Origin of the sequence: Cyanobacterium sp. uoEpiScrs1 (assembly GCF_947331815.1) — a bacterium.
Lineage (GTDB): Bacteria > Cyanobacteriota > Cyanobacteriia > Cyanobacteriales > Microcystaceae > Rippkaea.
In genome coordinates, this window is sequence record NZ_OX373462.1 from 1721625 (window position 1) to 1743078 (window position 21454).

A 21454-nucleotide genomic window follows, 5' to 3' on the forward strand; every position below is an offset into this window, starting at 1 on the left:
CACTAAAAAAATAATCTCTCTTCGGAGAGAGATTATTTTTTCAACTTAATCACTACTTTTTAAATTAATGATTCTAACCTGTTACTTGTTGGACTAAAGCAATCACATCACTACGGCTTAGTTTTCTTTTGCCTAAAGCCATTACTTCTAAAGTTCCATAGGCTAATGCCAACGGGATTTTACAGAAATCTAAAGCTGGGCCTGGAGGCAAGGACTTAGTGTAATAGTCAGCTAATGTAAGGTTATAACGAGCATATTGATGAATATCTTGTTCCAACCATCCTTGGGGCAGAAAATTAACTCCACGTTGCAAATCTTCGCGGTGATTACGAATAATATTAACTGCTTGTAACCCTCTACCAAATCCAATAGCATAGGTTCGATTAGTTTGAGTCCCATCATACCAAGTCCACAAGTCAGATAAAAGCAACCCTACTGCTCCAGCTACACTAAAAGTATATTGATCTAAGTTAGCTTTCGTATGGATTGTCCAATTATTTTCAGCCCAATAGGCCATACGATCAGCCATTGCTGCTGTAGCATCCCAAATACGAGGAGCAATAGAGTTAGGAGCTAATAAAGCCCATTCCCCTACCCGTAAGCTGACATCAGGCAAAATAGCATTGTGGGAGATTAATCCGGCTGAAAAATCCTCAATCTTAGTGTTTTCTGTTCCTGACTGTAAATTGAGACTCATGCGGCGTAATAGTTTAGCCTTCGTAAAATTATCAAGTTGAGGATGATCTTCTACTTCATCAATAGCCCGCATACATAAATAAGCAGAGGAGACGGCCTCCTGTAATCTATCTGGGAGACGACTAATAGGGATGTAAAATGTTCTACTGGTTTCTTTGAGAGTTTTTAGGGCATTATTTCGTAAAGTCATTTATTCAACTCCTCACATCGATTTAGGCAATGGCATAGACTTACTTATTTGAGAGATCTAACTAAACTATTATGAAGTTCCTAACTAAAGGAAAATTTACTATCTATACATGTCGGATATTTTAAAGACGGTCTCTATTGTATTATGCCTAAGTAAAATTTGCCTTAATACAGATGTTTGTTTTGAATAAATTGCATCTGATTTGAGTAGACAATGGCTCTTCATTCTAAATCAAACAAAAAGTCAATGAGCCCTAAAGATTTAGTCGTCACTCACGGCACAAATAAATCTTATCTAAGATGAGACGAACTATTAAGGGGTTCTCGATATTAAAACTATTCTCCGACTTAATCAAAATATAATTGTGGTTTCTATAGAAATATATCTCCTGAATTGGTGCAGTTGAGCAGAGTGTCATCGTTGATTTTTATTTAGAATTGCAATAACAGGACTAACGATAATTACAGTTCAAATAATATTTCGGTTAAACTCTTGCCAATTTGTTCTTCTAATTACCTCAGCTATTATTATTATAATTAGTCTGATTAGTTATTAATTTGTGCTGCTCAAAGAGCCATACCCCACAGATAATTCTACCTAAGATGGTCAAGTCAATTATCGGGTCCTATTAATTTTTATTCCTTTGATGAAGCAGTAACTAGCATTAATCCTTGAAGGTCACCTATTGTTAGTTTGTGAGTTTGCACAAAATTCCATGACTGTACTAAAAAATAAAAATCTACCTCATAGATATATTCATCATTTTTTTCTAGTCACACGTAAAAGTTTTCCCGTTAAGGTAACAGATAGAAATTGAACCATCCTAATCACTACTTTTAACATGACATCGTTAACGCTTTCTTTCATCAATATCCAACTTGAGCCTTGCTAAGTTATCCTGATCTGATGTGTTTACATCGTAAATGATCTTTCATATTAGAAACTAGAAATTGTTATCTATCCTATTTAGCTAGAGGAAATCCTAATTCCTTTCTTTGTTGTAAGTATAATTTGGCAACTTCTCTAGCTAAATAGCGAATGCGTCCAATATAACGAGTTCTTTCAGTTACTGAGATAACTCCCCGTGAGTCCAATAGATTAAAGCTATGGGAGCATTTAAGAATATAATCTAAACTCGGTGACACTAAACTTCGTTCAAGGAGTTGTTTTGCTTCCTGTTCGTATAGTTCAAATAATTTGAATAATAATTCCGGATCGGAGGCTTCAAAATTGTATGTACACTGCTCTACTTCACTTTTGAGAAAAATATCACCATAACTTATCTGATCGTTCCATTTAATTTTGATGATGGCTTCTACATCTTGAAGATACATGGCTAACCGTTCTAACCCATAGGTAATTTCGATAGAGACAGGACGACAATCAATCCCTCCACATTGTTGAAAATAGGTAAACTGGGTAATTTCCATACCGTCCAACCAAACTTCCCAACCCACGCCCCAGGCTCCTAGAGTAGGAGACTCCCAATTATCCTCGACAAAACGAATATCATGATCTTCAGGATAAATTCCTAACTTTCTGAGGGAATCAAGATAAATTTCTTGAATATTGTCGGGTGATGGTTTAATAATTACTTGATATTGAAAATAGTGCTGAAAACGATTAGGATTTTCTCCATAGCGTCCATCTGTAGGTCGACGACAAGGTTCTACATAGGCTACTGCCCAAGGTTCTGGTCCTATTGTCCGTAAGAAAGTATAAGGACTCATAGTTCCTGCTCCTTTCTCTGTGTCGTAGGGTTGAGTTATCAAGCATCCGTAATCGCCCCAAAACTCGTGTAATTTAGTAATGATTTTTTGAAAGTTAATCGACACCTAAATATCCTCGCGCCCCAAAGTAAATTTCAATAAATCGCCCAATGTCTATTCTGACATCCTAACCATTACATTTTCAAGAGCGCTCTTGAGTTATGTTAATTACTATTCGTAATAGTAAAGTACTGAAGCAAGTATGATAAACCCAAAATGGGTAATGTTTCTTCCTTTTTTGTGGGGTGGGATGTGAGGCGACTTAATTAGCATCTATTGAACCTGTTCAAGTTAATTGTCAGTTACCTTGATAGGTTATTTATCCAACGTACTAATAAGTTACTTAAAAACTTTAATCAGTGGATATATTGCTGATTTTAATCTTTTGGTAAAAATTTCCAGCTGATGTAATTGTTCATACATTTATCTCAATTAAATTGAAGATAAAAAATATATAAATATGAAACAAACTAATGTAAGAAAGTAAATCAATAAATATTAAATATTATAAGGAACCATTTCCATAATTGGCTTCGAATTTAACGACAGTCTTGTTGCTTATCATTATCATATCATATTAAGAACTTGTCATAAACAACATATTAATAAAATGGATTAAACTGATTGTTATTAGTCTCAAGATAATAACCAATATAAAATCACAGTTTAATGTTTTAAAATTAATTGATTTAAAGTATTATATATAACTTGCTATAATTAGTAATATTTATTAAAATAAAAGCCTTTTATAAAAATCAAATTGTTGATAGTATTTAGCAATCAATACTTAGGAAAGTTGACTTATGGTGTTATTGGGAATAGGATATATTTTGATATAAAAATTTAAGGTTCTAATTCTTGATTAGCTATTACTAAGCGAGAGGTTAACAGCCTATCCATCCATGCTTCTAAATAAACTCTATTCTCTTTTTTTTGCTCAACTTTAGTTGTATTTAAGGAATGGGGTGCTAACTCTTTTATAGCAGCTGTCATTACACAAAACATAGATTTTTGAAAAGTATTACAAATTTTTACTAATAAGTCATCTTCTTGACGAACACTTTTTTGGTAAAATTGATAGAGGTAGTTTGGCAAGTAATGTATCATATCCTGCATAAGTAAAGTTGGTGGTATTCCTGCACATCCCACGGAGAGGGGATCTGCGTATAAAGCACCGTAAGTAAATAAACTTTGTTCTTGGGGGATTTGATAAGCTTGTGCATTGTAGGAAATAGTCCCTAAAAAGGGAGTCCCTCGAAGGAAAATGGCTTCTATGTAGGGAACTGCCGTGTCAGATAAAAAGGTTAATCCAACAGATTTAGGAATAATATCGTAGCTCTTATTAAAGATAATTACTTGGTAAATAATCGGTTTATTAGCATTTTCAACTAACTTATCTGAGATATGTTTAACTACTTGTGAAATTGACTTAATTTTGTCTTTATCATAGCTCTCAGAAAGAGATAAAAATATACCAGCCATGACCTGCCAAAATTGTCCAAGAGCAATATGATAGGCCATCATTCTTATCTGTTCAGGAAAAAATTGAGGGAAAACTTTATCTAGAGCTAACATTAAAAAATTATTTTTAAGCTTAGCTTGAATAATCCGTTGAACAGTCTTTTTAAACTCCAGTGTATCTAAATATCTATCTAATTCTCCTCCTCCATGCCACATCATAGATTTCATACAATATTCAGCATACTCGAAATTAATCCGAGCATGACCCCAATGGTGAAATAATTTCTGGAACGAAATCTCACCATTAAAATACTTAAAAAAGGGAAATATAATGAAAAGTTGCTTTTCAGCAATGTAAATTAAATTACGGGAATAAATATCTAATATCATGCCATAACTCTTTAAAATACCTACCACTTCAAGGACATTGTTAGGAGAGTTTTTGATAAGCGCTTCCCCTTGTTCTAGACGATAGATATACTCAGCAAGAGGATGGAAAGAAGGTTCTAGTTGGTTAACGACCATAATACACTTATCAACTTTTTATTGAGCATTTACTTGAGTATTTAATTTAATAATCACAGAAAAGTAATTACCCTCTATAGTTATATATAAAAAAGTTCAGGTATCTCACCTTGCGTATTAATTTATCCGCATCAATGGTACATATTGTTATATGATCGGAGATGTGATTCCTAAACGATACCATCGATTAAAACAAGTTTTAGACCGACGGCAACCGGATTTGACCGTCCTGACCGAGGATGTCCATAAGCCTCATAATTTATCTGCTATTATACGCACTTGCGACGCCGTAGGGATTTTAGAAGTACATAGTGTTAATGTTACGGCAAAATTACCCACTTTTTCTCAGGTATCTCAAGGGAGCGAAAAATGGATTTTTTTAAACACTCATCCTGATATCAAAACAGCAATAAGTCACCTTAAAAAACGAAATTTTAAGGTCTATGCCGCTCATTTTAGTTCCAAATCCATAGACTATCGCCAGATAGACTATACTCGGCCTAGTGCCATTGTTTTTGGATCAGAAAAATGGGGAGTTACTCAAGAAGCAGCCCAACTGGCCGATGAGCATATTATTATACCCATGTTGGGAATGGTGCAATCTTTAAACGTGTCTGTGGCCGCTGCAGTAATTTTATTTGAAGCTCAACGTCAACGATTAGCAGCAAGAATATATGACAGTATCCGTCTAGATTCTAGAAGATATGATCAGATTTTATTTGAATGGGGTTATCCTGAGATGGCACGAGTCTGCCGCCAAGAAGGGAAATCCTATCCTACTTTGGGAGAAAATGGAGAAATTAAAGAAAATTATCCTAAGAAATAGTATATCAACGAATTCTAATTATTATTTTACCGTTAAAATAATTCTTGTTATGGATAGCTAGCAAAATTATTATCTCTAGATATATCCTCAAAAATAAGAATACTTAAAAAACTAAATTACCTTGACATAGATAATAAAAAAATGTTCTGATTAGAGTTTAGACATTTTTTATTTCAGTAGAATAATTAATCTTTTAAAATCTAATAATTTTCATTTTTCTACAAATAGAGTTAGAAAATTTAGTAATTTCAGAAAAAATTTTATGGTTATTGTGATGTTAATCTTAAAAAAGATTTCATTAAAATTAACTAATTATTTTTGTCGTAAATTATTCCCAGACACAAAAAATATCAACACCTCAAGAGTATAAGTATAATAACTGTTATCTTAATTGACTATAACAAAAGGATGAGTGACATTTTCTTCTAAAACTTTGCCTATAATACAGCTATCTTTAAATCCTGATTGAATTAGATCAGATAGGCATTTATCAGCCTTATCTGAGGGGATTGAAGCAAGTAGTCCTCCGGAAGTTTGGGGATCAAACAGTAATGGAAATTTATTTTTATGCTTAGCTTCTTCTTCATTAAAAATATAACAACTTGCTTGTAAATTTTGAGGGTATAAAGAGCTAGTAGTTCCCTGTTTTGTTGTTTGTAATGCCCCTTCTAGTAATGCAATATTTTCTAAGTCTAGACTAACCGAGACTTTAGAGGCTTTAATCATTTCTACTATATGTCCTAGCAATCCAAAACCAGTTATATCTGTACATGCTGTTGCTCCAAATTTTAAGAAAATTTTTACTGCTTTTTCGTTTGAAAGTAACATAGACTCGACAGCATTATCGATCCATCGTCCTTTGACTTGATAATTCATCTCAGCTGCAAATAAAGTACCTGTCCCAATCCCTTTAGTTAAAATTAATTTATTTTCTGAACTCATACCACTTTTTTTTAGGCTACTATCTGAAGATATAAAACCATTACATGATAATCCCAAGGCAAGTTCTGACGATTCTATCGTATGACCACCAATCAAAGAAATTTGAGATTTATTTAAAACTTTAATAATTCCAGAAAGTAATTGATATAGAGTTTCTTCTAGTTTTTTTTCTAATCCATAAGGAAGAGTAACAACTGCTAAAACACTATGAGGAATCGCACCCATCGCAAAAATATCACTTAGACAATGATGAGCAGTAATCTGTCCAAATATAAAAGGGTCATTAATTAGTGTTGAAAAAAAATCAATAGTTTGCACTAGTAAATTTTTATTTTTTAAAAGTATTATTGCTGCATCATCAGGCTTACTTAACCCAATTAAAATATTTTCATTTTGTCTTATTTCCAAACGAGCTAAAACTTTTTCTAAAATAGAATTTCCTACTTTTGATCCACATCCAGAACAAGGGCTAAAACTACTTCTTGTTGAGTCTATTTTATTAAAAGGAATAACTTGATTATTATTCTGTAAAGAATATTGTTGAAACTGTCGTATAAATCGCTGATCAATATAATTTTTCCAATGCCATAAAATAGGAGATTCCCATCCTAAATAACCCCAAGAGGCGATCGCTCTTTTATTTCCCATTCCAATTAGACTTAAAAAATGTTTTTGAGGTCTATAAGATATTAAAGGTTTTCTTAAAATAGCTTTCTGTAAGTTTGTAAATAAAGGTTTTCCTTGTCGAACGGCAAAAACCCCCGCTTTGGGATAAGAGGTATCTTGAATTGTAGCAATATCACCAGCTGCAAATATATTGGTGTGGGAAACGGATTGTAAGTTCTTATTAACTAAGATAAATCCTCTATCATCAGTTTTTAATCCACAATTTTTAACCCAACTAGGTGCTGATGCCTGAGTTACACAGAAGATAAAATCACAGTCAACAGTTAAACCTTTATTACAATGAACTTTATAATTATTAGAATTGTCGGATGTTACTTCTACTACCTTCTCATTAAGAAATAATTTTATTTTTCTTTTTTGTAAAATAGTTTTTGATCTCTGACTAACCCAATAATTATGATTAATCAGTAAAGTTTCTCCTTGATGAAATAGATTAATTCTTATTTTAGATAAAGGTTGATTGAATTTTTGTAAAATTTTAGTTAAACGACTGTGTATATTCAAAGCTAACTCAACGCCTCCTGCACCACCACCAATAATACCGATAGAATATTGTTTGTGAGGCTCGCTGGTAACCATTTTAACTAATTTATTCCAAACTATTAAAAACTTTTGAACAGGTTTAACAGCAATTACATGTTGAGAAGCACCAGGAATATTAACTGTTTTTGGGGTACTTCCAATATCGATAGATAAGTAGTCAAAATCTACTGGTGGATGATTAGCACAAATTACTTTATTATTAACTAAATCTAAATTGATTGCTTTATCAAGATAAAATTGAGCTCGAGAAAACCGAGCAAGACAACGCAGATCAATATGAGTTTCATCAAAACTGTAAAAGCCAGCTATATGACCTGGTAACATTCCTGAATAGGGGGCATGAGAGGTATCTGAAATTAAAGTGAGTCGTACTCCAGGAATTGGTTTCATTCCCCATAATTTTAATGTTATTGCATGACTGTGCCCCCCCCCAATTAGGACTAAATCATGAGTAATTGGGATTGGTTTTGATTGCATCATTCTGTTTTGGATAAAAACTAATTTATATAAAAATTTTGGTAACTATATCTATCTAACTTATCTTATTTTTTCTCTAAAAGAGAATATCTAGTATGTGTTAGAGGATAAGTAGGCTAACTTAAACATATATAGGTTAGAAGATTTGCTAAAAAGAGAAACTAATACATATCACTGTAATATAACAAGGAATAGTATTTCATTTCTATCCTTATAATTTAAATTATTGTTAAACTATTAATTAGTCTGTAAGTCTACATTTTTTATTATTATAAAATAATTCTAAAAAAACTAAAGTTTAATGATATTGTAAGTTAACACTTATAAAAAAGCGGAGCTATAGTATATATATTTTAAATTACAATAAACATGATTTAGAATTAACTACAGCTTCTCCTATGACTGAGATTGCCACTTACAAAAATCTACTAACAGAAATTATCTACCGTTACCGCAATTGCGTTGATTTTTTAGCAATTCGAGTTGAATACTCCGAAGAGACGAATATTACATTGCGAGGGCATAAAATAGATACTCTGAGTGAAGGTATTATCAGTGGAGGTCAAGTCAGAGCTTGTTACAGAGGGGGATGGGGTTTCGCTACTTTTAATGAATTATCAACTCTAAGCCAGCAAGTAGAAGAGGTGGTCACCTTAGCACGTTTTGTGGGCTGTGGAGCAACTCAGTTAGCTTCTATTGAACCAGTCCAAGTTAATTGCCAATTACCTTTAACCGGCACTGACCCTCGTCAGGTCCCTTTAGTACAAAAAAAAGTTCTGTGTGATCATTACAATACCATCCTCCTTAGTTTGAGTGACAAAATTACGACCACCTCAGTTCGCTATAAGGACAATACCCAACATATTCTCCTAGCTACTTCTGAAGGAACATTAATTGAACAGTCTTGGGCAGATTTAGAAATGCGGTTTTCAGCAACGGCTAGAAATGGTGAAATCTTACAAACAGGACGGGAGACTATAGGGTCCCGTCAGGGATATGAAGATTTGATAGGCTTAGAAAAACAGATAGAGGGAGCAGCTCAACGTGCATTAAATGCTTTAGTTTTGCCCTCTGTGAAAGGAAATAACTATACAGTTGTGATAGACCCAGTTCTTACAGGTTTGTTTGTTCATGAGGCATTTGGCCACCTTTCTGAGGCAGACATGTTATACGACAATCCCAAGCTCTTAGAGTTAATGAGTATGGGTAGACAATTTGGACCTGAAATTTTACAAATTTTTGATGGGGCTGCGCCTCAAGGACACAGGGGGAGTTATTTCTATGATGATGAAGGAGTTCCCTCAACTAGCACTCAATTAATTCACAATGGGGTTTTAGTAGGACGATTACACTCACGGGAAACTGCTGGAAAATTAAATGAACGGCCTACTGGAAATGCTCGTTGTTTGAACTATCGTTATCCTCCTTTAGTACGAATGACAAATACTTGGATCGAACGAGGAGAAACTCCGGTAGAAGATTTATTTATGGATATTCGAGAGGGAATTTATGCCAAAAATTGGTTAGGGGGAATGACAAATGGAGAAATGTTTACTTTTAGTGCAGGGGAAGCTTGGATGATCCGGAATGGAAAGCTGGCTGAACCTATCAGAGATGTAACTTTATCAGGGAATGTATTCAAAACATTAAGTAGTATCGAAGCGATCGGGGATGATTTTTATTGGGATGAATCAGGAGGTTGTGGGAAAGGAGGACAAAGTGGGCTAGCTGTTGGTTGTGGTGGACCAAGTCTACGGATTAAAGAAGTTATGGTAGGGGGAGAAATAACTTGATATTTATCATATTAATTCATCTAAGACTATAATGTCTTGAAAATATTCCACAGAGATAATTTAAACATGTGTTATTGTCAAATGGTTTTATAGCTAATTCTATGTGGGGTATTAGCATTTTATTCGTTTATTTTTTCAATGAAGATTAATTACTATAAGTTTTATTTGTGCTTTCTAGTATGATTTTCATAAATTATTAACTATTATCAGTATACTACTAGCAAGAGTCTAAATTTTAATTGATAATAATCTAACAAATCAAACTCAAGAAAAAATAATAATTGGATATATATTCTATAGACAAAGTAATTATATAAGTATGGACCTATGATTTCTATATATTTGTTCAAAAAATATGTTGTATAGATAATTTCCAAATTTTAAATATGAAATTTTTGGATAATAAATACATCAAATACATTGCTTGTTTTTACCAAAATAAGCAATGTGGATAAAGCCAATACAAAAATTTAATAGCTATCTATTATTTTAATCTGAAACTAAGGCAAGCAATAATTTAAAATTTCAAAAGAATATAGTTTCATATTTTTTTAAAATTTTATAAAGATTATGATAGTTAATCAACTATCATATGTTCGCTCTGGTAAAAGACTTATATTTTAAGATTATTCATTATTAAATGAGAAGTAATCAATATGCTGTAAAAACTAAGGCAGCAGTAGATATCCTCTAAGTAAATAAAGTTTCTCTAAGTGGGGTCTTGAAGAGCTTAAAAATTAATTATGTATACAAAGTTATGTCGTTGTTAAACAAAAGTAAGTATATCTAATTTAAAATGCTAAAATAACAGCCAGGTAGAAAATTTTAAGTCGTAGTATAAAAAAGATAGCAATTAGTTTTTTTAGATAATTGAAAGGCGAAGTGTATCATACTACAATTCAAAATAAAAAATTAAGAAAGAAAGAAAACAGAATTCTCCATAGAGAATTCTGTTTGCCATAAACTAGTCTGAGTCGTGTTACCTTAAAATACCATTTGTTATAATATAAACTTAGCTAGACTTATTGAATAATCTAGACTTATCATTAATCTATTCTTTTAAATATAAATTGTTAATGACTCACTCTCTAAAAGGTGATAGCATAAGATGCTATCATCATCTGGACTATGGGAGTGTTTAGTTATCCCATCCAAAGCACACAGGTTATATCTATGGCATCTATCCGCGAATTACATAAACAATTAATTAACAAAGAACGTTCTGCTGTCGAAATTACCATAGAAGTATTAGAACATATCAAGGTAGTAGAACCTAAGATCAAAAGTTTTCTCTGTATTACTACCAAGCGCGCTTTAGAAACTGCTAAGGAAGTAGATAGGAGAATCGCTGCCAAAGAAGAAATAGGACTGTTAGCAGGTATCCCTATAGGCATTAAGGATAATCTTTGCACTATAGGTGTTCCTACTACTTGTGCTTCAAGAATATTAGAAAATTTTATTCCTCCATACGAATCTACTGTTACCCGAAAATTACAGAAAATTGGGGCAGTTATGGTAGGGAAAACTAACTTAGATGAGTTTGCTATGGGAAGTTCTACAGAAAACTCCAGTTATCAAGTAACTGCTAACCCCTGGGATCTCGAGCGGGTCCCAGGAGGGTCCTCTGGCGGGTCCGCAGCGGCAGTAGCGGCTAATGAGTGCGTTGTTGCTTTGGGCTCGGATACGGGAGGATCTATTCGCCAGCCAGCCTCTTTTTGTGGTGTCGTCGGATTAAAGCCAACTTATGGATTAGTCTCAAGGTTTGGTTTAGTTGCCTATGGATCATCCTTAGATCAAATCGGTCCATTGTCGAGAAGCGTTGAAGATGCTGCAATTTTATTAGGGGCGATCGCCGGACACGATGCTAACGATTCTACTAGTCTTAATGTTCCTATTCCGGATTACACTACTTTTCTGAAGACTAGTTTAAAAGGGTTGACAGTTGGTATTATCGAAGAAACTCTTGAAGAAGGGTTAGATCCTGTAGTTACTCAAACCTTTAATAACGCTATTGATCAATTAAAAGTATTAGGTGCAAAAGTTAACATAGTTTCCTGTCCTCATTTTCGTTATGGTCTACCTGCCTATTATATTATTGCACCTTCGGAAGCGTCAGCTAATTTAGCCCGTTACGATGCAGTTAGATACGGTATTCGAGAACAAGCAGAAAATCTTTTAGAAATGTATACTAAAACCCGTGCCAAAGGCTTGGGTCCCGAAGTTAAAAGACGCATTATGATTGGGACTTATGCATTGTCTGCAGGTTACTATGATGATTTTTATTTGAAAGCACAAAAAGTTCGTACTTTAATTAAACGCGATTTTGATAAAGCTTTTGAAACTGTTGATGTTTTAGTCTGTCCTACGTCTCCTACTACAGCATTTAAAGCAGGTGAAAAAATTGATGATCCCCTGAGTATGTATCTGTCTGATTTAATGACAATTCCTGTTAATCTAGCCGGACTTCCAGGAATGAGTATTCCTTGCGGGTTCGACAAGAGTGGTTTACCAGTTGGATTACAGTTAATTGGAAATGTCTTAGAAGAGGGAAAACTGTTCAAAGTCGGTTATGCTTATGAACAAGCCACTAGTTGGTATAGTCAAAAAACAACATTGAGATAATAAATAATTGATTTTTTATAAAAACATAGAATACGTATTATTAATTTATTGCCTTAATCGATAAATATAAAAATAGTTATTTAGAAAATACTTTCTCTTGGATAAGTATTTTGTGGACTTAATAAGCAAAATTTAATTTTTAAAGATTGTGATTAAGTTATTAGGATATTTTGCTAGTTATATTGATAGTAGGTTGTGAAAATTGATTCTAGAATGATATCCTAAGAAAATACATAAGTTAAAAAACTTAAAAAGCAGAATAATTTCGAACAAAAAGAGATATAAAATATAACATCCGGTTAGCAAAAAAGAACAGGTATGGTGATTATTTTGAATCTAATAAATTTAGAATAACAAAAAGTTACTTGATATTAGCTGAGCTTAATTCGGTATTATTAATATTAATACTAGATTAGTTGTTAAGAACTCAAAGTTCATAGTTGTTCTAAGATAAGACTTTGAAAATGCCAGTAACAATTATTACACTGAGCTAGCTCAGTGTAATAATTGTTACTGGCTGTAAGATGACAATTCAATTTTTAATTTTACTTGGAGTTTTTATTTGCAATAAAAATTAGTGTGAAGAGACGATTTTCATTAATTAGAAAGTGAAAGTTGTGCGAATTGTTCCAATGACCAGGGTATTGTTACTATTATCATAATCTGGGGAGGTTATAATAGTGAGCCCAGGAGTAATTGCAATGTTGTCACTAATGGGATATTTATAAATTGCTTCCAGGTGAAAAGAACTATCGCGGTCATTATTTCTTAACCCGTTAGGCAATACAATATTAGATTTAGAAACCCAGGGTTCCATTCCAATAATAATTCCAGCGGTATCTCCCTCAACAATAGCATCAGGAAAAGCTAAAGTTACTGCCCAATTCCAAATATCTATATTTCCTCTATTTATAGGCTCTAAATCTCCCCCTAAATCAATTGATCCTAAAGTTTTAGTTGTAGTAAAACCTCCCCAGCCGCCTAGGACAAATTGATCAAAAACATGCCAACTAAACTCCATCCTGTAGGAATTGTTAATTGTCTTAACAGAGGCATCAAACTCTTCTTCAATAAAGCTTTGGAAATTGGCACGACGACTACCAGTTCCTGAATCAAGATTGTTATATCCATGTAAATAGGTAAAGGCTATTTTAAAATTGTCATTTGGTTCATAGGCTAATTGTCCCATCACACCATAAGGACCATTAAACATCCCCGCACCTAAATCAGGATTAGCACCTTTGTCAGCTAAATAACCTCCACTCCATTCAAATACTTCAAAAAGCTGCCCTCGTAAACCAATACCTGGTCCCCCAGGCATATAATAAAGGGGGTTACGAGTACCGAATGCAGATAGTGCACCAGATGCCGCATCTCCATCAAGGAAGTTTACCGTGGGAACGAAGTCATCGAAAGCCCCTCCAACGGGTTCAACAAACATTCGTACATTTTCTGCGATTGCAAAATCATAAATAATTAATTGTATAGCTAAATCACTCTCATAAGGGTGTGTAAAACTTAATTTTCCCTCAAATGTATCTGTAATGTCAGAATAAGATGGTGTAGTCCCTGCAGTGAAACGGATATAGAGTGAGTCATTGCCATCAAAAGTGGTGTTTAATTTGATTCGTCCCCGATACCCTATGTTATTCACCTTAAAGATATCTTTAGTCCCTTCCTCTTTTTCTCCACTGGTGATCCCAGCTAATCCCATAATCATTTCTCCAGTGAGACTTGTAGTGGTGGAGAATTGATGATTTTCAGAAAATGCTACCCGTGACTCTAAATTGCCAGCTCGTGATCCCAGGGATTTTATTTCTCCTTCAAACTCGTACGCTATTTTTTTGAGTTTTTCTATATCTTCTCGTAGAATCCCAGCATTTTCCTGTAATAACCTTTCCATGGTACTTAAACAGGTATTGAGCGCAGCACTAAATTCATGACGGGATAGAGTGCGGTCTCCTCTAAAAGTGCGATCCGGAAATCCGGCAATGCAACCATAGCGCTCCACTAAACTCCGTAATCCTTCATAAGACCATTCTGTGGGAGAAATATCTTGCAAACTTGAAACATTGACTATATTTTGTGATTGATGATGATCACTAGTTTCATCTAAAAGTCCATTTTTTAGCTCTGAAACATTGATTATTTGTGATTGCCGACGGCTGCCAATTCTATCTAAAAAACCATCTCTTGATTGTTGTAGTCTCAAGTTATTGTCAGGCAACTTAGGGAAAGATAAAGCTCGGGAATTAGATGAGACAATCATCATGATTCCTAGGATAAATAGAGGAAATTGAAGTATATATCGGACTTTTAACATTGTTTAAATTAACTCTCACACCAAATTTATTAACAATGGCCGTTATTGTACTATGTTTTATCGAAAATAGTGAATATATTATATGTATCTAGTTGGATAAACTCTATGGTTTTGTTGTCTGTTCTGACTACATACTCCTTGAAAAACTAAATTCAACTAGAATAGAAGTGATAGTAGACATGTCTCTATACGGGGATCAGAGGCTGTTTTAATTGAACTGGCAGTACTAATATTGACGCATACTCTTTACCTATTTCACGGAATTTTTATAATCTACTAACTGAGTCGGCTAAATAATAACTATCGGCTAGAGTTACATCAGAAACCAGAGAGTTAATGTTAATGATTAGTTATTTATATTATTTTTCTGTTGCTCATTTTCTATTTATACCCAAAAAATAATCATCAAGATAATGACGATGAATATCTACTAAGCAGTAAATATTCACTATTTTTGGTAGAGTTGATATTAGTTTGGTGAAAAAAAATTTACATAAATGAACATCAGCACTTACGGTAATGAGTTTACCACAGGATAGCTTATTAATTCTTGTTAAATACTTTGATATAAGTCGATATATTAACCGACTCCTAAGAACTTCAAATGTTGAACTTTATTCAAAAAATAATACTGATTAATTGTTAACAGATAAATATTATAAATGTTACTTCTATATAGTAATAATTAAAATGTCAAACACAGTTTTTTTGGCAACTAATTTTAAATTCTCTATATCAATAAAAAATATTTTTTACTTTTATTATTAGTTAGTCATCGACAACATATATTTTTGTTTTATGCCAAACAGCTAAGTTGTTACAAATAATATTTATCTTGATAAAGTCTGTTTAAATTAATGTTCTATGAAGCAAATACAACCCAAATTCTGCAATTATAACTTTACTTCAAAAAACTTATTATAATTTTTGTAAAGTTTATATACGGTAACAGTCTACAAAACAAAGAGATTAGGATGCTAGAAATTACTGTGATTATCAAAATAAGTTTGAAAAGGATTTAGATAAAGTAGAGTTGGAAATATAAAGAAGGAACTACGGAGAAAATAATATTTAATTTATATCTTACCTTCCGAGATATCTTCTAAAATGTTGGTGAGACGGGATAATTCTTGCTTATAAACCAACTATTGGCGGTTCACGTAGAACTATAAGACAATGAAATTCAGACAACTTTTAATATCATTGACCTTGGCTGGTGGGAGTCTTTTTTTTCCCATCTCCCTGATCAATAAGCGGGTTGATGCAGGGGGAATGGCCATACTATCAAAGATAGAAATAACAAAAAATATCACTTCTCTCATCACGCCGGCAATTTCAGAAAAAGTTAGTTTGACGGATAAAATATCTTGGGCAGAAAGCAGGGTATTAGCAACACGTTTAGTGCTAAAACTGAAAGAGCGTAGAGTCTATGCCTATCAAGATGATAGGCTGTTAGCTAGTTACCGGGTAGCAATTGGGAAAAAAGGTTGGGAAACTCCACAAGGAAAATTCGAGATTACTCAAATGGTGAAAAACCCAAAATGGGAAAATCCTTGGAACGGAAGAATAAGTGCACCAGGTCCGAACAGTCCTCTCGGAGAGCGTTGGATAGGCTTCTGGACGGACGGAAAGGATTCTATTGGGTTCCATGGAACTCCGGGAGAACATTTGATGGGTCAGGCAGTTTCTCATGGTTGTGTTCGAATGAAAAATGCTGATGTGAGAGCTTTATTTGAATTAGTAGATAAGGGAATTCTAGTTATTGTTCAACCATAGAGTAACGCACAAAGTTAAACTCGTAAGATAGAGAGACAGAAAAAACTGATCATTTATCGTACGAAAAGCTGTCTCCATTTTTTACTTAATGCGTTTGGTTAGAATATTATTATGGCTAGCGTCGCTCAATCTCCTTATACTGAAATTCAGATTTCTGCTTGGTTACGAGGTTTGTTGACTATTGCTTGGGCTGATGGGCATTATGATGTCGAAGAACAAGATTTAATCGCTCAACTTACTCAAGATTTAGCCCTAGAAAATACAATGGATGTAGCCTTTGAGGCGATCACTCCTAAACAGTTATCTAGATCGCTCGGGTCTGACAGGGATACTGCAGAAAATTTTTTAAGAACTGCTGTTTTAGTGGCAATTGCTGATGGGATTTACTCCCCTTCTGAAGCGGAATTGTTATATCAGTTTAGCAGTGCTTTAGGACTCGATATAGAAGCTCTAAAATCTCTAGAACACACCTTGTGCAATACTTCAAACAAACAACACCCACAAGCACAAGCGAACGAGGCAGTCGTCTCTTTATCCAGTCCTCCTTATTCCAATCCCGATCTCTTGCATCCTCTCAAGGACTGGCTTGATGCAATGGATATTCACGACCCTCGTCTTGCTAGATTTATTTGTAAGATGGTTCCCCCCCAATGTCCCTTTGAACGAGATATTAAACTTTTTGGCCATAAAATAGTTCATATTCCTGCCCTATGTAAACTTAATCCCCTTTATGAGCAATTAGTTGGGTTACGTTTTCGCGCTCTATGTTATCTATCTGATGATTGTAAAGAAGACATTTCAGAGTACATTTAGAATTGAGTAAACAATAAACCCAGGTAGGGGTCGACGGGTGTTGACCCTTTATAAAGACAAATTTAGAAACTTATAATGATAATTTTTTATGCAATTTATTGATTACGCTGAAATTGAAGTTGAAGCAGGTACAGGAGGAGATGGGATAGTCGCCTTCCGACGGGAAAAATATGTTCCAGCTGGAGGACCTGCGGGGGGTAATGGAGGATGGGGAGGCTCAGTGATTTTCGTAGCGAATAAAAACCTACAAACTTTACTGGACTTCCGCTATGCGCGTTGTTTTAAAGCTGATGATGGCAAACGAGGGGGACCTAGTAACCGGACAGGGGCTAACGGGCAAAACCGTGTTATAGAAGTCCCCTGTGGAACTCTTATCTACGACAGGGAAACCGGAGAAATTTTGGGAGACTTAGTAGAAAAGGGACAAACTCTTTGTGTAGCAGCTGGAGGTAAAGGAGGACTCGGCAATAAACACTTTCTCAGTAATCAAAATCGTGCCCCCGACTATGCCCTCAATGGGCTCCCAGGGGAACATCGTTCGTTACGTCTCGAACTAAAATTACTAGCCGAGGTGGGAATTATTGGATTACCTAACGCGGGTAAATCTACCTTAATAGCTGCACTGTCGGACGCTCGTCCTAAAATTGCTAACTATCCTTTTACTACTCTAATTCCCAACCTAGGAGTAGTACGCAAACCAACAGGAGATGGTACAGTTTTTGCAGATATTCCAGGATTAGTTAAGGGAGCTCATGAGGGAATTGGGTTAGGTCACGAATTTCTGCGTCATATTGAACGAACTCGTCTACTACTGCATTTGGTAGATATAACTTCTATTGATCCGATCACTGATTATCAGACTATTCAAGAAGAACTAGAGGCTTATGGTAGAGGGTTAAGCAACCGTCCCCAGATTATTGCTCTTAATAAAGTTGATGCGGCAGATGAAGAAACTATTCAATTTATTAAAACAGAGTTAGGTAATTTTAATTCGTATCCAATTATCACTATTTCTGCAGTAACAAAAATGAGATTAGAAGAACTTCTCCAAATTATTTGGCAAACCCTAGAATTAAGTAGAGAAAGTTGATTAGTTTCCCTTCTTAATCTTTTATTAAGCCAAATCCACAATCCTTAAAAATATCCTTCGCTTTTCTACTGAACAGAAATGCTGTAAACTCTTTAGCTTCTTTTGGATGCTTGCTCCGTTTAATGACAGAAATAGGATAAATGATTGGGGAATGATAATTCTCGGGAGCCATATCTACTATTCTAACTTTTTCAGAAACTATTACATCAGTTTTATAAACTAATCCTGCATCAACATTACCTGTTTCCACATATAACACAATCTGACGAGTGTTCTTTGCGAAAATCAACTTATGGTCAACTTTTTCATACAGTCCGATGGAAATTAAAACTTCTTTCCCATACTGTCCCGCAGGAACACTGGCTGGGTCTCCTAAAGAAATTTTTCGAAGATCAGCCTTATTTAGGTTGTTAAAAGTCATGCCATCACCCACCCTTTTGGGAACAATTAATACAACTCTATTTTTAAGTAAATTTTGTCTAGTTTCTATTAGTAGTAGTTCTTTTTTTTGTAAGTTATTCATTTGTTTGGGAGCAGCAGAAATAAAAATATCAGTTGGAGCTCCCTGTTCAATTTGTTGTTGTAAAGAACCAGAAGAACCAAAATTATAATTAATATTAACATTGGGGTTTTCCTGTTGATAAAGAACTAGAATATCCTTCATTGCATCTTGGAGACTTGATGCAGCTGAGACAGTTAAAGTTATTTTTTTTTGCTTTTTATATAAATTAAAATTTGTACAAGCAGTCGCCAAAAAAGCTATATTAAAAGCTACAAAACTTCTCCTGTTTATGGGCATAGTTTGTTTCATAAACCCTTAAGATAATTATTTTAAAAAGTAATTGACTGGAAGTTAGAATAACTATTGTCTATTACTAATAGTATCTTATTTTAGTAATTCTGGGCTGTCAACTCTACAGTTATTGAATATTTAGTAGATCACGCCTATAAATTGTGTTATTGGATAGCTATAGAATATATAGCTCTTACTTATAAAATAAACTGATTATCTTACGTATTATAAATCAAATAACACGTTTTTTATAAGTCAAGTGATGGCAAAAATATTTACTTAAACATAAATAATTAAACAACTAGCTATAAGAATTTGTGTAGCTAGTTGTTTATAGAATAGAACTATAATTTAAATTTGTTTATGGTTCAATGTATGATTACTTAATTAATGGGTAAACGCGAATCAAGTTTTGCTAGACTTTATAAAGCAAACATTCTCAAAAACGAAGAAGGGTTTAAGGTTTACTCTCAACCAAGAGATAACCCTCAAAATACTAGCAATACCCTTTGTAACCAAAATAAATAGTATGGAAGGAAGGTTGAGCATGATTAAAATTGCTGTTCCGAAGGAAAGTGAAATAGGAGAATTGCGAGTAGCTCTAGTACCCGATACTGTCGCCCGTTGTATTAAGTTAGGGTTTGAGGTGTCAGTTCAATCAGGAGCGGGACTCGGAGGTCATTTTACCGATACTGAGTACGCAGAAGCCGGAGCACAAATCGTTAGTTCTCCAAAACAATTGTGGGGAGAGTCCGATATTCTCCTCAAAGTTGCTCCTCCAGGAGAACAGCATGGAGAAATGGAAATGGACTGGCTTAAATCAGGATCTAAGATTATAAGTTTTCTTGATCCACTGGGAAACCCAAGTAAAATCCAAGAATTAGCACAACGTAAAATCACTGCCTTTAGTATGGAGTTGATACCTCGTACCAGTCGCGCTCAAAGTATGGATGCTCTTTCATCTCAAGCCAATATTGCTGGTTATAAGGCTGCTCTAATCGCTTCGGCTTCTCTCCCTCGATTATTTCCAATGATGACAACGGCAGCTGGAACTATTCCTCCTGCTAAGGTTTTAGTGATTGGAGCAGGAGTTGCTGGATTACAAGCAATTGCCACTGCACGTCGTTTGGGAGCCGTAGTAGAAGCGTTTGATATTCGTCCTACTGTTAAGGAGGAAGTACAAAGTGTTGGAGCTAAATTTGTGGAAATTCCTATACAGGAAAGTACTGCCACTACAGGGGGCTATGCTAAAGAAGTTACAGAAAATACCCAAGAACTTATCCGTAAGGTATTGACCGAGCATGTTAAAAAGTCCAATGTAGTGATTACTACCGCTCAAGTTCAAGGCAAACGAGCTCCTGTTATTGTTTCCGAAGAAATGGTCGCAGAAATGAAAGTAGGCTCGGTAATTGTCGATATTGCAGCTGATCGTGGAGGCAACTGTGCCTGTACTGAACCTGGAAAAAATATATGTTACAACGGAGTTCATGTAATTGGACCCTTGAACTTACCATCTAGTCTTCCTGTTGATGCCAGCCAAGTTTATGCAAAGAATCTTTTAACATTGGTGAAATACTTAGTTAAGGACGGAGTGATGCAGCTTAATTTTGACGATGATATCATCGATGGAGCTTGTGTCACCCATGAAGGACAACTGCGTCATCCCAAAGTCAAAGAAGCCCTATTACATTTTGCAAAAGCCTAAGGTCAGTCTGCAAGAAAAGCAAAAGTCTAGACATATCAAGTTTTGAGTCTTTTGTCCCAACATTATAATCCTTAATTCTGATTAGGAGTGAAATCGTTTATGACAACCGGACTGTTGGTTGGTTTAGTAGTATTCGTTTTGGCCTCGTTTGTGGGGTTCGAGGTAATTAATAAAGTTCCCCCCACTTTGCATACTCCTCTAATGTCAGGAGCCAATGCAATTTCAGGTATTGCCGTTGTTGGAGCATTATTAATTGCTGGACCTAAGGAATGGAATCTTACCGTTATTTTGGGTTTGATTGCAGTTGTCCTCGCTATCATTAACGTTGTGGGTGGTTTTTTGGTGACTGATCGTATGTTGCAGATGTTTAAAAAAAAGGGAGCATAGATAACTGTGAACAATACCACCTTATGTAAGGATATT

Annotated in this window: 15 protein-coding genes; 9 read left to right on the forward strand and 6 right to left on the reverse strand. The window is 34.5% G+C overall.

The genetic code is table 11. The features are described from left to right. Positions 1-73: 73 nt before the first annotated feature. From OXU93_RS06000 to OXU93_RS06010, 3 genes are all read right to left on the reverse strand, one after another. Positions 74-886, reverse strand: coding sequence for a phytoene/squalene synthase family protein (locus OXU93_RS06000; protein WP_267383255.1), 813 nt, complete (start codon positions 884-886; stop codon positions 74-76). A 962-nt stretch (positions 887-1848) separates the two neighbouring features. Further along, positions 1849-2721, reverse strand: coding sequence for a glycine--tRNA ligase subunit alpha (glyQ, locus tag OXU93_RS06005; RefSeq protein ID WP_267383256.1), 873 nt, complete (start codon positions 2719-2721; stop codon positions 1849-1851). A 777-nt stretch (positions 2722-3498) separates the two neighbouring features. Beyond that, positions 3499-4641 (reverse strand): CO2 hydration protein, encoded by a 1143-nt coding sequence (locus OXU93_RS06010; RefSeq protein WP_267383257.1) that lies wholly within the window; start codon positions 4639-4641, stop codon positions 3499-3501. Between the two features lie 151 nt (positions 4642-4792). On the opposite strand from OXU93_RS06010, the gene trmH reads away from it, so the two are divergent. Next, positions 4793-5467 (forward strand): tRNA (guanosine(18)-2'-O)-methyltransferase TrmH, encoded by a 675-nt coding sequence (gene trmH / locus OXU93_RS06015; protein ID WP_416378763.1) that lies wholly within the window; start codon positions 4793-4795, stop codon positions 5465-5467. Positions 5468-5854: 387 nt separating this feature from the next. On the opposite strand, the gene selD is transcribed toward trmH, so the two are convergent. Further along, entirely contained in the window at positions 5855-8119 is a 2265-nt protein-coding gene (selD, locus tag OXU93_RS06020) for a selenide, water dikinase SelD (protein ID WP_267383261.1), read from the reverse strand. Between the two features lie 395 nt (positions 8120-8514). Here selD and OXU93_RS06025 point away from each other — a divergent pair, with 395 nt between their 5' ends. After that, positions 8515-9909: a TldD/PmbA family protein gene (locus OXU93_RS06025; RefSeq protein WP_267383262.1), complete on the forward strand. Its 1395-nt coding sequence runs from the start codon at positions 8515-8517 to the stop codon at positions 9907-9909. 1173 nt (positions 9910-11082) lie between these two features. After that, the gene (gene gatA, locus OXU93_RS06030; protein WP_267383264.1) at positions 11083-12531 is read left to right on the forward strand and encodes an Asp-tRNA(Asn)/Glu-tRNA(Gln) amidotransferase subunit GatA; all 1449 of its coding nucleotides are present in this window, start codon (positions 11083-11085) and stop codon (positions 12529-12531) included. 601 nt (positions 12532-13132) lie between these two features. On the opposite strand, the gene OXU93_RS06035 is transcribed toward gatA, so the two are convergent. Then, positions 13133-14854, reverse strand: coding sequence for an iron uptake porin (locus OXU93_RS06035; protein ID WP_267383265.1), 1722 nt, complete (start codon positions 14852-14854; stop codon positions 13133-13135). A gap of 1176 nt (positions 14855-16030) precedes the next feature. On the opposite strand from OXU93_RS06035, the gene OXU93_RS06040 reads away from it, so the two are divergent. The 3 genes from OXU93_RS06040 (at position 16031) to obgE (ending at position 18533) form a co-directional block, all read left to right on the forward strand. Beyond that, positions 16031-16630 (forward strand): L,D-transpeptidase, encoded by a 600-nt coding sequence (locus OXU93_RS06040; protein WP_416378764.1) that lies wholly within the window; start codon positions 16031-16033, stop codon positions 16628-16630. A 111-nt stretch (positions 16631-16741) separates the two neighbouring features. Beyond that, a complete protein-coding gene (locus tag OXU93_RS06045) occupies positions 16742-17443 on the forward strand; it encodes a Mo-dependent nitrogenase C-terminal domain-containing protein (protein WP_267383266.1) in 702 nt (233 codons plus the stop codon). 88 nt (positions 17444-17531) lie between these two features. Next, positions 17532-18533 carry a GTPase ObgE gene (gene obgE, locus OXU93_RS06050; RefSeq protein ID WP_267383267.1) on the forward strand — a complete coding sequence of 334 codons (1002 nt, stop codon included), beginning with the start codon at positions 17532-17534 and terminating at the stop codon, positions 18531-18533. Positions 18534-18546: 13 nt separating this feature from the next. On the opposite strand, the gene modA is transcribed toward obgE, so the two are convergent. Further along, entirely contained in the window at positions 18547-19344 is a 798-nt protein-coding gene (modA, locus tag OXU93_RS06055) for a molybdate ABC transporter substrate-binding protein (RefSeq protein WP_267383269.1), read from the reverse strand. Positions 19345-19716: 372 nt separating this feature from the next. Between modA and OXU93_RS06060 the strand changes: the two genes are divergently transcribed. The 3 genes from OXU93_RS06060 (at position 19717) to OXU93_RS06070 (ending at position 21418) form a co-directional block, all read left to right on the forward strand. Next, complete coding sequence (locus OXU93_RS06060) at positions 19717-19854, forward strand: hypothetical protein (RefSeq protein ID WP_267383270.1); 138 nt, start codon at positions 19717-19719, stop codon at positions 19852-19854. Between the two features lie 19 nt (positions 19855-19873). Beyond that, on the forward strand, positions 19874-21031 hold the full coding sequence (locus tag OXU93_RS06065; protein WP_267383272.1) for a Re/Si-specific NAD(P)(+) transhydrogenase subunit alpha: 1158 nt from the start codon (positions 19874-19876) through the stop codon (positions 21029-21031). Positions 21032-21130: 99 nt separating this feature from the next. Further along, complete coding sequence (locus OXU93_RS06070) at positions 21131-21418, forward strand: NAD(P) transhydrogenase subunit alpha (protein ID WP_267383273.1); 288 nt, start codon at positions 21131-21133, stop codon at positions 21416-21418. Positions 21419-21454 lie beyond the last annotated feature (36 nt).